Source organism: Streptomyces candidus (assembly GCF_014207445.1).
In the GTDB taxonomy this organism is placed as follows: domain Bacteria; phylum Actinomycetota; class Actinomycetes; order Streptomycetales; family Streptomycetaceae; genus Streptomyces; species Streptomyces candidus.
The window spans coordinates 305,676-319,645 of sequence record NZ_JACHEM010000001.1 but is presented as its reverse complement, the minus strand read 5'-3'; the positions used below and the strand labels follow the sequence as shown (position 1 = coordinate 319,645).

Sequence of the window (13,970 nt, the reverse complement as noted above, 5' to 3'; positions counted from 1 at the left end):
CCCCCTTGGGCGGCGGGGCCGCCCCCGAGGGCGGAACGGGCGGGCAAGGGGGCGGCCCCCCCGCGAAGCGCCCCGGCCCCCCGCGAAACGCCCCGCCGTGCACACATCCCGCCCCGCGGCAGCCCCGCTCTCGCGAAACGCCCCGCCACTGCCACGCACCCCGCCCCTACACGCCCCCCACACCCCCGTAAAGCGCCGCCACACCCCTCCCCGTCTCCGCCATCCGCCCCCGCAGCTCCCGCGGCCCCAGCACCTCCACCTCCGCCCCCAGCCCCAGCAACTGCGTGTACGCCACCTCCACGGACTCCACCCGCAGGGTGACCCGCACCCACCCCGCCGCGTCCGGCGGCCCCGCCGCCGCCAGGGCCTCGCGGGAGGCCATCGCGTCGGTCACCCGGGGGAGCGCCGCCGCCCCCGCCGCGGAGAGACGCAGCGTCACCTCGTCCCGCAGCAGGGAGCGCGCGAAGTCCGCCGCCCGGGACGCCCAGAATCCGGGCAGGTCGAAGTCCGCGGCCCGCACGAAGGGTTCGTCGGTCACGACGGCCGCCGTGAAGCGCTCCAGGCGGTACACCCGCACGTCCCCCGGCCCAACGACCCGCGCGCACACGTACCAGATGCCGCCCTTGAGCACGAGCCCGTACGGATCCAATCGCCGTTCCACCTCGCGGCCGTCCCGCCGGTAGCGGGCCTGCACCACCCGGTCGCCCCACACCGCCTCCGCGAGCGCCGGCAGCAGCTCCGGGGTGTGCGGCTCCTGGTACCAGCCCGGGGCGTCCAGGTGGAAGCGCTGCGCCGCGTTCGCGGACGCGTCCCGGAGCGACGGAAGCAGCGCCGCCGACACCTTGAGCCGGGCCGCCGACGCCGCGTCCTCCAGACCCATCTCCCGCAGCGCCCCCGGGAGTCCGGACAGGAAGAGCGCCTCGGCCTCGCTGCGGGCCAGCCCGGTCAGCCTCGTGCGGTAGCCGCCGACGAGCCGGTAGCCGCCGTCCCTGCCACGGTCCGCGTAGACCGGTACGCCAGCCTCCGAGAGCGCCCGCGCGTCGCGCTGGACCGTCCGCTCGGACACCTCCAGTTCCCGCGCCAGCTCCGCGGCCGTCATCGCCGGCCGGGACTGGAGCAGCAGCACCATCTTGATCAAACGGGCAGCGCGCATGACGTCATCATGCGCGCTGCCACTGACAGTCGGGCCGTGTGCCCGACAGGTACTTCTTTCGCTGGGACGGGAGCTACAGGCCGTACCGCTCCCGGGCCTCCTTGACCGCCGAGGCCGGGACCGAGCCCTGCTTCGCCAGCCGGGCCAGCGTCGCCACGACGACCGACTGCGCGTCGACGCCGAAGTGGCGGCGGGCCGCCTCCCGGGTGTCGGAGATGCCGAAGCCGTCCGTGCCGAGCGAGGTGTAGTCCTGCTCGACCCACTGGCTGATCTGGTCGGGGACCTGACGCATCCAGTCGCTGACCGCGACCACCGGACCCGGCGCGTCCGCCAGCGCGGCCGTCACGTACGGGGTGCGGAACTCGCCCCGCAGCGCCGCCTCGTCGGCCTCCAGCGCGTCGCGGCGCAGCTCGCCCCACGAGGTCGCCGACCACACGTCGGCGAACACGCCCCAGTCGGCGGCCAGCAGCTCCTGGGCCTCCAGGGCCCAGTGGATCGCCGTGCCGGAGGCCAGCAGCTGGGCGCGCGGGGCGTCCGGCGAGGTCGCGGCGGCGGCGTCCTTGAACTTGTACAGGCCCTTGACGATGCCCTCCTCGACGCCCTCGGGCATCGCGGGCTGCGGCATCGGCTCGTTGTAGACGGTGAGGTAGTAGAAGACGTCCTCGGGGTTCTCCCCGTACATCCGCTTCAGGCCGTCCTGGACGATCACCGCGACCTCGTACGCGAACGCCGGGTCGTAGTTCAGCGACGCGGGGTTGGTGGCGGCGATGAGGTGCGAGTGGCCGTCCGCGTGCTGGAGGCCCTCGCCGGTCAGCGTCGTGCGGCCGGCGGTCGCGCCGACGATGAAGCCCTTGCCGAGCTGGTCGGCGAGCTGCCACATCTGGTCGCCGGTCCGCTGCCAGCCGAACATCGAGTAGAAGATGTAGAACGGGATCATCGTCTCGCCGTGCGTGGAGTACGCGGTCGACGCGGCGATGAAGTCCGCCATGGCCCCGGCTTCGGTGATGCCCTCGTTGAGGACCTGACCGTCCTTGGCCTCCTTGTAGTACATCAGCTGGTCGCGGTCGACCGGGTCGTACGTCTGGCCGAGCGGCGAGTAGATGCCCGCGGAGGGGAACAGCGCCTCCATGCCGAAGGTGCGCGCCTCGTCGGGGACGATCGGCACCCAGCGCTTGCCGGTCTCCTTGTCGCGCATCAGGTCCTTCACCAGGCGGACGAACGCCATGGTGGTGGCCATGCCCTGCTTGGAACCCTTCTTCAGGGCGGCGAAGGACTTCTCGGCGGGCTGCGGCAGCGGCGCGACGGGGTGCGTGCGGCGGGCCGGGGCAGGGCCGCCGAGCGCGGCGCGGCGCTCCTGGAGGTAGCGGACCTCGGGGGAGTCGGCGCCCGGGTGACCGTACGGGACGAGGGTCTCGTCCAGCTCGGAGTCCGGGATGGGCAGCTCCAGGAGGTCGCGCATCGCGCGGAACTCCTTGCCGGTGAGCTTCTTCATCTGGTGGTTGGCGTTGCGCGACTCGAAGCCGGGGCCGAGCGTGTAGCCCTTCACCGTCTGGGCGAGGATCACGGTCGGCGCGCCCTTGTGCTCGACGGCCGCCTTGTACGCCGCGTACACCTTGCGGGCCTCGTGGCCGCCGCGCGAGGTGTGGAAGCACTCGGCGATCTTCGCGTCGGTGAGGACGTCGGCGAGCTGCTTGAGCGCGGGCTCCGCGCCGAAGAAGTGCTCGCGGATGTACGCCACGTCGCGCGTCGCGTACGTCTGGAACTGGGCGTCGGGGACGGCGCGCAGCCGGCGTACCAGCGCACCGGTCGTGTCGAGCTGGAACAGCTCGTCCCAGGCAGAGCCCCACAGAGTCTTGACGACGTTCCAGCCGGCGCCCCGGAAGGCGCCCTCCAGCTCCTGCACGACGCGGAAGTTGGCGCGGACCGGCCCGTCCAGGCGCTGGAGGTTGCAGTTGATGACGAAGGTCAGGTTGTCCAGGCCCTCGCGGGCGGCCAGCGTGAGGGCCGCCGTCGCCTCGGGCTCGTCCATCTCGCCGTCGCCGAGGAACGCCCACACGTGGGAGTTCGAGGTGTCCTTGATCCGGCGGTTCTCCAGGTAGCGGTTGAAGCGCGCCTGGTAGACCGCGGACAGCGGGCCCAGGCCCATGGAGACGGTGGGGAACTCCCACAGCCAGGGGAGGCGGCGGGGGTGGGGGTAGGAGGGGAGGCCGTTGCCGCCCGCCTCCTGCCGGAAGTTGTCGAGCTGCTGCTCGTTGAGGCGGCCGTCGAGGAAGGCGCGCGCGTAGATGCCGGGGGAGGCGTGGCCCTGGATGTAGAGCTGGTCGCCCGAGCCGTCCCCCTCCTTGCCGCGGAAGAAGTGGTTGAAGCCGGTCTCGTACAGCCAGGCCGCGGAGGCGAACGTCGCGATGTGGCCGCCCACGCCGAACCGCGAACCGCGGGTCACCATGGCCGCCGCGTTCCAGCGGTTCCAGGCGGTGATCCGGCTCTCCATCTCCAGGTCGCCGTCGAAGGCGGGCTCGGAGGCGGTCGGGATGGTGTTGACGTAGTCCGTCTCCAGCAGCTTCGGCAGGGCGAGCCCGGCGGCCTCGGCGTGCTGGAGGGTGCGCCGCATCAGGTACTCGGCGCGGTTCGAGCCGGCGGCCTTGGCGACGGCGTCGAGGGAGGCCGCCCATTCGGCGGTCTCTTCGGTGTCGCGGTCCGGGAGCTGGTCGAGCTCGCTCGGAAGCTTGCGTACGGAGTCGGTCATGACGCCGCCTTCCGGTAAAGGAGGGGGTGGGGGTGGAGAAGTGGATCAGGGGGTCATGTCTGGCAGGACGGGACCCGAGGTGCGGGACCGGATGAGGTCCGTCGACGACTGTAAGCAACTGATCGATGATCGATCAAAGCCTGGGAGCAAAAAAATGCTCCGAGAGCAGAAGTAGGCATTCGGTGCCACTGGAAAGGGCACGAAGTGTCAGGGTGAAGCAGGTCAAAAAGGACAAAACGCGGTGGTGTCAGCCGTGTCTCACCGGCCGTCCCGCGTCCCTGCTCACGCGCGGGGCGCACACCCCAGGACGTGCGCCTTCACCAGTTCCCCGATCCGCGGGTCCCGCCGCCGGAAGGCGTCCACGAGCTCCTCGTGCTCCTCCGCGTACGACTTCTGCACCGTTCCCAGCCAACGGATCGACAGTGCGGTGAACACCTCGATGCCCAGGCCCTCCCAGGTGTGCAGCAGCACCCCGTTGCCCGCCGCCCGCACCAGCTCCCGGTGGAACCCCACCGTGTGCCGCACCTGCGCCTCCCCGTCGGCCGCGCGGTCCGCCGCGTACAGCGCCACCACGTGCGGCTCCAGCGCGGAGACGTCGTCCGCGAGCACCGGCGCGGCCAGCTCGGCGGCGATCTGCTCCAGGCCCGCCCGGACCGGGTAGCTCTCCTCCAGGTCGGCGGCGGTCAGGTTGCGCACCCGGACGCCCTTGTTCGGAGCCGACTCGATCAGCCGCAGCGTCTCCAGTTCCCGCAGCGCCTCCCGTACGGGTGTCTGGCTGACCTCCAGTTCGGTGGCGATCCGCCGCTCCACGATCCGCTCGCCCGGCTTCCAGCGCCCGCTGACGATCCCCTCCACGATGTGCTCGCGGATCTGCTCGCGCAGCGAGTGGACGACGGGCGGGGTCATGGGGGCTCCTTCGGGGAAAACCGGCGCGCTGGGTAGACCATACGGCGGCGCCCCCGCCCGGAAGGGACCCGGGCGGGGGCGCGGACGTGCGGCGGAGGCGTGTTACAGGCCGAGCTCGACCTCGAACTCGCCGGCCTCCAGGATCGCCTTGACCGCGGTCAGGTAACGGGCCGCGTCGGCGCCGTCCACCAGACGGTGGTCGTAGGACAGCGACAGGTACGTCATGTCGCGGATCGCGATGGTCTCGCCCAGGTCCGGGTGGTTGATGACCACGGGACGCTTGACGGTGGCGCCGATGCCCAGGATGCCCACCTGGTTCGGCGGCACGATGACCGTGTCGAACAGCGCACCGCGCGAGCCGGTGTTGCTGACCGTGAAGGTCGCACCGGACAGCTCGTCCGGCGTGATCTTGTTGCCGCGGACCTTGCCGGCCAGCTCGGCGGTCTTCTTCGCGATACCCGCCAGGTTGAGGTCACCGGCACCCTTGATGACCGGGGTCATCAGGCCCTTCTCGGAGTCCACGGCGATGCCGATGTTCTCCGAGTCGAAGTAGGTGATGGTGCCCTCGTCCTCGTTGATCCGGGCGTTGACGACCGGGTGGGCCTTCAGCGCCTGGGCCGCGGCCTTGACGAAGAACGGCATCGGGGACAGCTTGACGCCCTCACGGGCGGCGAAGGAGTCCTTGGCGGCGGCACGGAGCTTCATCAGCTTCGTGATGTCCACCTCCAGAACCGAGGTGAGCTGCGCCTGGCCGTGCAGGGCCTTCATCATGTTGTCGCCGATGACCTTGCGCATGCGGGTCATCTTGACGGTCTGACCGCGCAGCGGCGAGACCTCCAGGGCCGGGGCCTTGGCGGACGCGGCCGGGGCGGCAGCCGGAGCAGGGGTCTTGGCGGCCTCGGCGGCGGCCAAGACGTCCTGCTTGCGGATGCGCCCGCCGACGCCGGTGCCCTTGACCTGGCCCAGGTCGACGCCGTTCTCGGCGGCGAGCTTGCGGACCAGCGGGGTCACGTACGCGCCGTCGTCACCGGACGTCGCGGCCGGAGCCGGGGCCTTGGCGGCGGGGGCGGCCGGGGCGGCCGCGGGAGCCGTCTGGGCCGGCGAAGGAGCGGCGGCGGGGGCGGCCGGGGCCGGGTCCGGAGCGGCGGGGGCCTCCTGGGGAGCCTCCTGCTTCGGGGCCTCCTGCTTGGGGGCCTCCTGCTTGGGGGCCTCCTGCTTGGGGGCCTCCTGCTTGGGAGCTTCCTGCTTCGGCGCCTCCTGCTGCTTCGGGGCCTCCTGCGCGGGAGCCGGGGCGGCGGCCGGGGTCGCGCCCTTCGCGCCGATGACGGCGAGCTTCGCGCCGACCTCGGCGGACTCGTCCTCGGCGACGACGATCTCCAGGAGAACGCCGGAGACGGGGGCCGGGATCTCGGTGTCGACCTTGTCGGTCGAGACCTCCAGCAGCGGCTCGTCCTCGGTGACCTCCTCGCCGACCTCCTTCAGCCAGCGGGTGACGGTGCCCTCGGTGACGCTCTCGCCGAGCGCCGGAAGGGTGACGTCGGTGCCCTCGGCGGAGCCGGCGGCGGCGGGCGCCTCCTGCTGGGGCGCCTCCTCCTGCTTCGGCGCCTCGGCGGCGGGGGCCTCCTGTGCGGGAGCCTCCTCCTGGGCCGGAGCGGCCGGAGCCTCTTCGGCGGCCGGAGCGGCGGCCTCGGAGCCACCGCCCGAGCCGTCGTCGATGATCGCGAGTTCGGCGCCGATCTCGACGGTCTCGTCCTCGGCGACCTTGATGGAGGCCAGGATGCCCGCGGCCGGGGCCGGGATCTCGGTGTCGACCTTGTCGGTCGAGACCTCGAGCAGCGGCTCGTCGGCCTCGACGCGCTCGCCCTCGGCCTTGAGCCAGCGGGTGACGGTGCCCTCGGTGACGCTCTCGCCGAGCGCCGGCAGGGTTACGGAAACCGACATGGTTTCAGTTGCTCCTAACGAAATGTGCGGAAGTGGTCGTCGCGCCCGGACTAACGCTATTAGTCGTGGGAGTGAAGCGGCTTGCCGGCGAGGGCCAGGTGGGCCTCGCCGAGCGCCTCGTTCTGCGTCGGGTGCGCGTGGATGAGCTGCGCGACCTCGGCCGGCAGGGCTTCCCAGTTGTAGATGAGCTGCGCTTCGCCGACCTGCTCGCCCATCCGGTCACCGACCATGTGGACGCCGACCACGGCACCGTCCTTGACCTGGACGAGCTTGATCTCGCCCGCGGTCTTGAGGATCTTGCTCTTGCCGTTGCCGGCGAGGTTGTACTTCAGAGCGACGACCTTGTCCGCACCGTAGATCTCCTTGGCCTTGGCCTCGGAGAGACCGACGGAGGCGACCTCGGGGTGGCAGTACGTCACCTTCGGGACACCGTCGTAGTCGATCGGCACGGTCTTGAGACCGGCGAGACGCTCCGCCACCAGGATGCCCTCGGCGAAGCCGACGTGCGCGAGCTGGAGGGTGGGGACGAGGTCGCCGACGGCCGAGATCGTCTCGACGTTGGTGCGCATGTACTCGTCGACGAGGACGTAGCCGCGGTCCATCGCGACGCCCTGCTCCTCGTAACCGAGGCCCTGCGAGACCGGGCCGCGGCCGATCGCGACCAGCAGCACCTCCGCCTCGAAGGTCTTGCCGTCCGCCAGGGTGACCTTGACGCCGTTGTCGGTGTACTCGGCGCTCTGGAAGAACGTGCCCAGGTTGAACTTGATGCCCCGCTTGCGGAACGCGCGCTCCAGCAGCTTCGAGCTGTTCTCGTCCTCGACCGGCACGAGGTGCTTGAGGCCCTCGATGATCGTGACGTCCGCGCCGAAGGACTTCCACGCCGAGGCGAACTCGACGCCAATGACGCCGCCGCCCAGGATGATCGCCGACTCCGGGACGCGGTCCAGGACCAGCGCGTGGTCCGAGGAGAGGATGCGGTTGCCGTCGATCTCCAGGCCCGGCAGCGACTTCGGCACGGAGCCGGTCGCCAGGAGCACGTGGCGGCCCTGGACGCGCTGGCCGTTGACGTCGACGGAGGTCGGGGAGGACAGACGGCCCTCGCCCTCGATGTACGTCACCTTGCGGGAGGCGACGAGACCCTGGAGGCCCTTGTACAGGCCGGCGATCACGTCGTCCTTGTACTTGTGCACGCCCGCGATGTCGATGCCCTCGAAGGTGGCCTTGACGCCGAACTGCTCGCTCTCGCGGGCCTGGTCGGCGATCTCGCCCGCGTGCAGCAGGGCCTTCGTGGGGATGCAGCCGTTGTGCAGGCAGGTGCCGCCGAGCTTGTTCTTCTCGATCAGAGCGACGTCGAGGCCCAGCTGGGCGCCGCGCAGAGCCGCGGCGTAACCGCCACTGCCACCGCCGAGGATCACTAGGTCGAAAACGGTGCTGGCGTCGTTCGCCACGTCACGTCCTCCATGCATGTGCGCCGGTCGCCGGTCGTCGAAGACCGGGCGGCGGGGGTGTACGGCCGCTTGTTGTTCGGCCCTGTGGTGGGGGCCCTGTCCTGCCGGTGAACCATCTTCGCACTTGTTGACGGATGGCGGGACGCCGGGCCGGGTCCTGAGACGGAGGCACACCGCGCCTCAGGGGGTGGCAACGCGTACGTACGTACAAATATTTCGTTGAGGGCGAAACCGTACGTGCGCGCACGCACGGCCCCGGGAGAGCCCGGGGCCGTGCGGGACAGGGAGGTCAGCCGAGGTCGCCGGCGGCCGTGCGCTCCGCCAGCTTCACCAGCGTGCGGATCGAGGCGCCGGTGCCGCCCTTGGGGGTGTAGCCGAACGGGGCGGCCTCGTGGAAGGCCGGGCCCGCGATGTCCAGGTGCGCCCAGGCGATGTCCTCGCCCACGAACTCCTGCAGGAACAGGCCGGCGACCAGGCCGCCGCCCATCCGCTCGCCCATGTTGGCGATGTCGGCGGTCTCGGAGTTCATGCCCTTGCGCAGCTCGGCCGGCAGCGGCATCGGCCAGGACTGCTCGCCGACCTCCTCCGCGATCTCGTGGATCGCGGTGCGGAAGGACTCGTCGTTGCCCATGATGCCGAAGGTGCGCGAGCCGAGCGCCATCATCATGGCGCCGGTCAGCGTCGCCACGTCGACGATCGCGTCCGGGTGCTCCTCCGAGGCGCGGGTCAGCGCGTCCGCCAGGACCAGGCGGCCCTCGGCGTCCGTGTTGAGGACCTCGACGGTCTTGCCGCTGTACATGCGCAGCACGTCGCCGGGGCGCGTCGCGGTGCCGGACGGCATGTTCTCGGCGAGCGCCAGCCAGCCGGTGACGTTGACCTTCAGGCCCAGCCGGGCGACCGCGACGACGGCGGCGAACACGGCGGCGGCGCCGGCCATGTCGCACTTCATCGTCTCGTTGTGGCCGGCCGGCTTGAGGGAGATGCCGCCCGAGTCGTAGGTGATGCCCTTGCCGACGAAGGCCAGGGACTTCGCCGCCTTGGCGTGGGTGTAGGAGATCCGCACCAGGCGCGGGCCGTGGGCCGAGCCCTGGCCGACGCCGAGGATGCCGCCGAAGCCGCCCTTGACGAGAGCCTTCTCGTCGAGGATCTGGATCTTGAGTCCGTGCTCCTTGGCGGCGGCCTGGGCCACCGCGGCGAAGGACTCGGGGTAGAGGTCGTTCGGCGGGGTGTTCACCAGGTCGCGGGCCCGGTTGATCTCCTCGGCGACGGCGACGGCACGCTCCGCGGCGGCCTTGAACGCCTTGTCGCGCGGCTTCGTGCCGAGCAGGGTGACCTCCGCGAGCGGCAGCTTGGCGTCGCCCTTGTCCTCGCCCTGGTCCTGGTACGCCGTGAAGCCGTACGCGCCGAGCAGCGCGCCCTCACCGATCGCCTCCGCGTCCTCGACGGACTCGACGGGCAGTGCGAAACCGGCCTTCTTGACCCCGTTCAGCGCGCGGGCGGCGGCACCGGCGGCGCGGCGCAGGGACTCGGTGGCGTACGCCTCGTCCTTCTCGGGAACCGGGCCGAGGCCGACGGCGAGCACGAGGGGGGTCTTCAGACCGCCGGAGAGGACCGGGAGTTTGGTCACCTCTCCCTCGGCGCCACCGGCACCCAGGGTCTCCAGGACGGAGGCCAGCTTTCCGTCGAAGGCCTTGTCCACGGCCTCCGCGCCGGAGGTGACGACCGGACCCTTGGGGCCCTTGGCAATGCCGATGACGAGCGCGTCGGCGCGCAGCGTCGCGGCACCGGAGGTGCTGAGAGTGAGAGCAGTCACGGTGGTGAAATCTCGCTTCCTGAGTTCCTGGGGGCGGCGGGAGTGTGCGCCTGTTTGCCCGAGCCTACGCGCGGTGGGGCGCTTCGATCACGGTGGTGAGCGGTTCACTCGTCAGAGGTGTCTCTCCGAGGTTTCCGAACCGCAGAGCGTGAGCGATGCGTCACACTCGCCGTAGTTCGTGCGAAGGACCGGACGATTGCTTCGCATGATTTGCACAGGTCTTGCGTTCCGCGTCCGCAGGGACGACGTAATGAGGACCTTCGAGGGGGAGGGGTGTACGCCATGGCGTACCGGAACGGAACGACAGGTGTGATGCGGGCGCGCAGAGCGGGGGCGGCCCTGCTGAGCGCCGGACTGCTCGGCACGGCGCTCGCCTTGGCACCCACCGGAGCGGTCGCCGCTCCGACGCCGCCGCGCATCGACCTGAGGGTGCTCGTCGTCGACGACGGCGGAGCGGCCGTGGACGCCGTCACCGACGAACTGCGCAGCACGGGCGTGCCGTACACGACCGTCGAGCTGGGCACCGCCGGGCGCCCGGTGATCAACGCGGCGTTCCTCAGCGACACCGTGAACGGCCGCCCGCGCGCCAGGTTCCAGGGCGTGGTGCTGCCCAACGAGGCCCCGTTCGGCACGGATTCGCCGGAGTCGGCGGCCCTGACGGCGTACGAGAAGGCCTTCGGCGTACGGCAGGTCGACGCCTACACCTGGGCGCACCCCGGCGTCGGCCTGGACTACACCAGCCAGGACGGGTACGCGGGCAGCCTCGACGGCGTCGACGCGACCGTCACCGCCGCCGGGAAGGCCGGACCGTTCGGCTACCTGGACGGCCCGCTGGAGTTCGAGGACAACTCGGACTCGGTGCTGGAGAGTTACGGGTACGTCGCCCGGCCCCGCGAGGGCTTCACCAGCTACGTCGACGCCCCCACCGGGACCGGTGCGACGCGCGGCAGCCTGGTCGGCGAGTACGCCCACGACGGGCGCCGCGAACTGGTCGTCACCTTCGCCTACAACAAGTACCAGCGGCAGTTCCGGGTGCTGGCGCGCGGGGTCGTGGAGTGGCTGACCCAGGGCGTACACCTGGGGCAGAGCCGCAACTACTTCTCCGTTCACGTCGACGACGTCTTCGCCCCCGATGCTCGCTGGGACAGCGCGCTCAACTGCACGCCGGGCGACTTCGACTGCAAGGGCGGTGAGGAGGCGGGTGAGCGTCCGATCCGTATGACGGCGGCCGACGCGCAGTACACCGCCCAGTGGCAGCGCGAGCGCGGTTTCGTGCTCGACATGGTGTACAACGCCGGGGCGGGCGAGGAGTGGAAGGCCGAGCACGGCGGCACCGACGCGCTGACCGCGCGGCTGGTGGCCGACCGGACGCAGTACCGGTGGATCAACCACACGTACACGCACCCCTTCCTGGGCTGCACGCAGGACAACACGGTCGTGCCGTGGAAGTGCGCCACCGACGCGACCGGCAAGACGCTGTGGATGAGCCGCGCCGAGATCGCCAAGCAGATCTCCGACAACCACAAGTGGGCGGTGGCCAAGGGCATCACCGTCGACCGCACGGAGCTCGTCACCGGTGAGCACTCCGGGCTGAGGACCACCCCGCAGCAGCCCGTGGACAACCCGAACCTGGCTCCGGCCCTCGCCGACAACGGCGTGAAGTGGATCGCGAGCGACGCCTCCCGCGAGCCGCAGCAGCGGGCCGTCGGCACCGCAGGGGCGCTGACCGTGCCCCGCCACCCGATGAACGTGTACTACAACGTGGGCACCGCCGCGGAGATGACCGACGAGTACAACTGGATCTACAGCAGCAGGGCCGACGGCGGCAGCGGCGCCTGCGAGGACAACCCGGCCTCCACCTGCCTGCCGGCCCCGCTCGACACCGCCACCGGCTACGGGTCGTACATCGTGCCCCAGGAGGCGCGCACGGCACTCAACCACGTCGTCGCCAACGACCCGCGCCCGCACTACGTCCACCAGTCCAACCTGGCGGAGGAGCGGCTGCTCTACCCGGTCTTGGACAGGATCCTGGCGGACTACCGCGGCCTCTTCGCGGACAACGCGCCCGTGGTGAACCCGCGCCAGCGCGACGTCGGCGCCGAGTTCACGCGCCGCGCGGCCTGGGACAAGGCGCTCGCCGCGGGGAAGGTCACCGCGTACCGCATCGGTGAGACCGTCACCGTCCAGGCGCCGTCGGGGGTCGTCGCGCCGGTCACCGCTCCGGAGGGGACCAGGAAGCAACTGCTGCTCGGCACGGGCGCCTTCGGGTCCCCGTACGCCGGACAGCGCTCCGCGTGGACCGGCCCGGAGGCGCTCCAGTCCGCTGTCACACTGAAGCTGCCGACCGCTCCGACCGCTCCGTGACACCGTAGGGCCGCGGTGGACCGCCGCGGCCCTACCCGTCACAGCCATCGGCAACTCGTCCTGGGGGGACACGTACATGAGCCGTGGGCGTCATGTCAGCATGCTCACCGAAGGCACCTACCCGCATGTCCAGGGGGGTGTCAGCACCTGGTGCGACCAACTGGTGCGCGGCATGCCCGACGTCGATTTCCATGTCCTGTCCCTCACGGGCAGCGGGCGCGAGCCCGTCACCTGGGAACTGCCGGCCAACGTCCACCAGCACAGCGTGGTGCCCCTGTGGGGCCCCGCCGACGGCTCGCGCAGGGCCCGGCTCCGGGGCCGGGCCCGACGCGACTTCCTCGCCACCTACGAACGCTTCCTGCTGTCCGTCCTGGACCCGTCGGCCGGCTGCGACTTCGGCCGCGAGCTGTTCGCGCTCGCCGAACTCGCCCGGCAGGGACGGCTGACCGCCGCGCTGAGCAGCGAAGAAGTGCTGCGCACCCTGACGCGGATCTGGACCATGCCGCATCTGGACACCGCCCGCGCGCAGCCGACCCTGCACGACGCACTCATAGCCACCGACCTCCTCGACCACCTGCTGCGCCCGCTCGGCGCCCGCCTCCCCGACGGCAGCATCGCGCACGCCGTCAGCAGCGGACTCGCGACCCTGCCCGCGCTCGCCGCCAAGCACTTCGACGGAGCGCCGTTCCTGCTCACCGAGCACGGCATCTACCTGCGCGAGCGCTACCTCGGTTACCGGTCGGCGGCCCAGCGCTGGCCCGTCAAGGCCCTGCTGCTCGGCTTCTACCGCGAGCTGAACTCGCTGGGATACCGAGAGGCCGACCTGATCACCCCCTGCAACCAGTACAACCGCAGGTGGGAGGAGCGCGGCGGCGCCGACCCCGAACGCATCCGCACCATCTACAACGGCGTCGACCCCCAGCTCTTCCCGCACGCCGGGCCCGAACCCGAGACCCCCACGCTCAGCTGGGCGGGCCGCATCGACCCCATCAAGGACCTGGAAACGCTGGTGCGCGCGTACGCGATCTGCCGCACCGAGATCCCGGCGCTGCGGCTGCGGCTGTTCGGCGGGGTCCCCGAGGGCGGCGAACCGTACCGGACCACGCTGGAGAAGCTCGCCGCGGAACTGGGCGTCACCGACGGCATCACCTACGAGGGCCGCGTCCCGGACGTCGCGCGCGCCTACGCCGCGGGCAGCGTCGTCATGCTCTCCAGCATCAGCGAGGGCTTCCCCTTCAGCATCATCGAGGCCATGTCCTGCGGCCGTACGACGATCTCCACGGACGTCGGCGGGGTGCGCGAAGCGGTCGGGGACACCGGCCTGGTCGTCCCGCCGCGCGAACCGGAGGCGATGGCGCGGGCCACCCTGCAACTGCTGCGGGACAACGAACGGCGAGCCAGGCTGGGCGAGCTGTCGCGCCAGCGCGTCATCGACATGTTCACCCTGCGGCGCTCCGTCGAAGGATTCCGCCGCATATACGAGGAGCTGGACGGCGTCCCGGAGCCCGTCCTGCAGGAGGTGTCCAGCGAGTGGACCGTACAGCTGCGCATCCCGGACCCGTGGCGGGCGATGACCGCGGACGGATCCATCTGGTGAGC

8 protein-coding genes are annotated in these 13,970 nt (G+C 71.3%); 2 read left to right on the top strand and 6 right to left on the bottom strand.

The genetic code is table 11. From position 1 onward, the window contains the following. Nucleotides 1-166 precede the first annotated feature (166 nt). From HNQ79_RS01355 to HNQ79_RS01330, 6 genes are all read right to left on the bottom strand, one after another. Nucleotides 167-1,153: a helix-turn-helix transcriptional regulator gene (locus HNQ79_RS01355; protein WP_185025892.1), complete on the bottom strand. Its 987-nt coding sequence runs from the start codon at nucleotides 1,151-1,153 to the stop codon at nucleotides 167-169. Nucleotides 1,154-1,226: 73 nt separating this feature from the next. Beyond that, the gene (gene aceE / locus HNQ79_RS01350) at nucleotides 1,227-3,899 is read right to left on the bottom strand and encodes a pyruvate dehydrogenase (acetyl-transferring), homodimeric type (protein ID WP_185025890.1); all 2,673 of its coding nucleotides are present in this window, start codon (nucleotides 3,897-3,899) and stop codon (nucleotides 1,227-1,229) included. Between the two features lie 282 nt (nucleotides 3,900-4,181). Next, the gene (locus HNQ79_RS01345; RefSeq protein WP_185025888.1) at nucleotides 4,182-4,805 is read right to left on the bottom strand and encodes a GntR family transcriptional regulator; all 624 of its coding nucleotides are present in this window, start codon (nucleotides 4,803-4,805) and stop codon (nucleotides 4,182-4,184) included. Nucleotides 4,806-4,907: 102 nt separating this feature from the next. Continuing rightward, the gene (sucB, locus tag HNQ79_RS01340) at nucleotides 4,908-6,746 is read right to left on the bottom strand and encodes a 2-oxoglutarate dehydrogenase, E2 component, dihydrolipoamide succinyltransferase (RefSeq protein WP_185025885.1); all 1,839 of its coding nucleotides are present in this window, start codon (nucleotides 6,744-6,746) and stop codon (nucleotides 4,908-4,910) included. 59 nt (nucleotides 6,747-6,805) lie between these two features. Next, entirely contained in the window at nucleotides 6,806-8,194 is a 1,389-nt protein-coding gene (lpdA, locus tag HNQ79_RS01335; protein WP_185025883.1) for a dihydrolipoyl dehydrogenase, read from the bottom strand. 289 nt (nucleotides 8,195-8,483) lie between these two features. Beyond that, on the bottom strand, nucleotides 8,484-10,007 hold the full coding sequence (locus HNQ79_RS01330) for a leucyl aminopeptidase (protein ID WP_185025881.1): 1,524 nt from the start codon (nucleotides 10,005-10,007) through the stop codon (nucleotides 8,484-8,486). Nucleotides 10,008-10,289: 282 nt separating this feature from the next. Between HNQ79_RS01330 and HNQ79_RS01325 the strand changes: the two genes are divergently transcribed. Together HNQ79_RS01325 and pelF are read left to right on the top strand one after the other, a co-directional pair. After that, nucleotides 10,290-12,371 carry a hypothetical protein gene (locus HNQ79_RS01325; RefSeq protein ID WP_229923153.1) on the top strand — a complete coding sequence of 694 codons (2,082 nt, stop codon included), beginning with the start codon at nucleotides 10,290-10,292 and terminating at the stop codon, nucleotides 12,369-12,371. A 76-nt stretch (nucleotides 12,372-12,447) separates the two neighbouring features. Next, on the top strand, nucleotides 12,448-13,968 hold the full coding sequence (pelF, locus tag HNQ79_RS01320) for a GT4 family glycosyltransferase PelF (RefSeq protein WP_185025879.1): 1,521 nt from the start codon (nucleotides 12,448-12,450) through the stop codon (nucleotides 13,966-13,968). The last annotated feature ends 2 nt before the right edge of the window (nucleotides 13,969-13,970 follow it).

Bases quoted from the DNA above. Each gene is read 5' to 3' on its own strand.
- aceE (WP_185025890.1), bottom strand. From the start codon at position 3,899: ATGACCGACTCCGTACGCAAGCTTCCGAGCGAGCTCGACCAGCTCCCG.
- HNQ79_RS01325 (WP_229923153.1), top strand. From the start codon at position 10,290: ATGGCGTACCGGAACGGAACGACAGGTGTGATGCGGGCGCGCAGAGCG.
- HNQ79_RS01355 (WP_185025892.1), bottom strand. From the start codon at position 1,153: ATGCGCGCTGCCCGTTTGATCAAGATGGTGCTGCTGCTCCAGTCCCGG.
- HNQ79_RS01345 (WP_185025888.1), bottom strand. From the start codon at position 4,805: ATGACCCCGCCCGTCGTCCACTCGCTGCGCGAGCAGATCCGCGAGCAC.
- sucB (WP_185025885.1), bottom strand. From the start codon at position 6,746: ATGTCGGTTTCCGTAACCCTGCCGGCGCTCGGCGAGAGCGTCACCGAG.
- pelF (WP_185025879.1), top strand. From the start codon at position 12,448: ATGAGCCGTGGGCGTCATGTCAGCATGCTCACCGAAGGCACCTACCCG.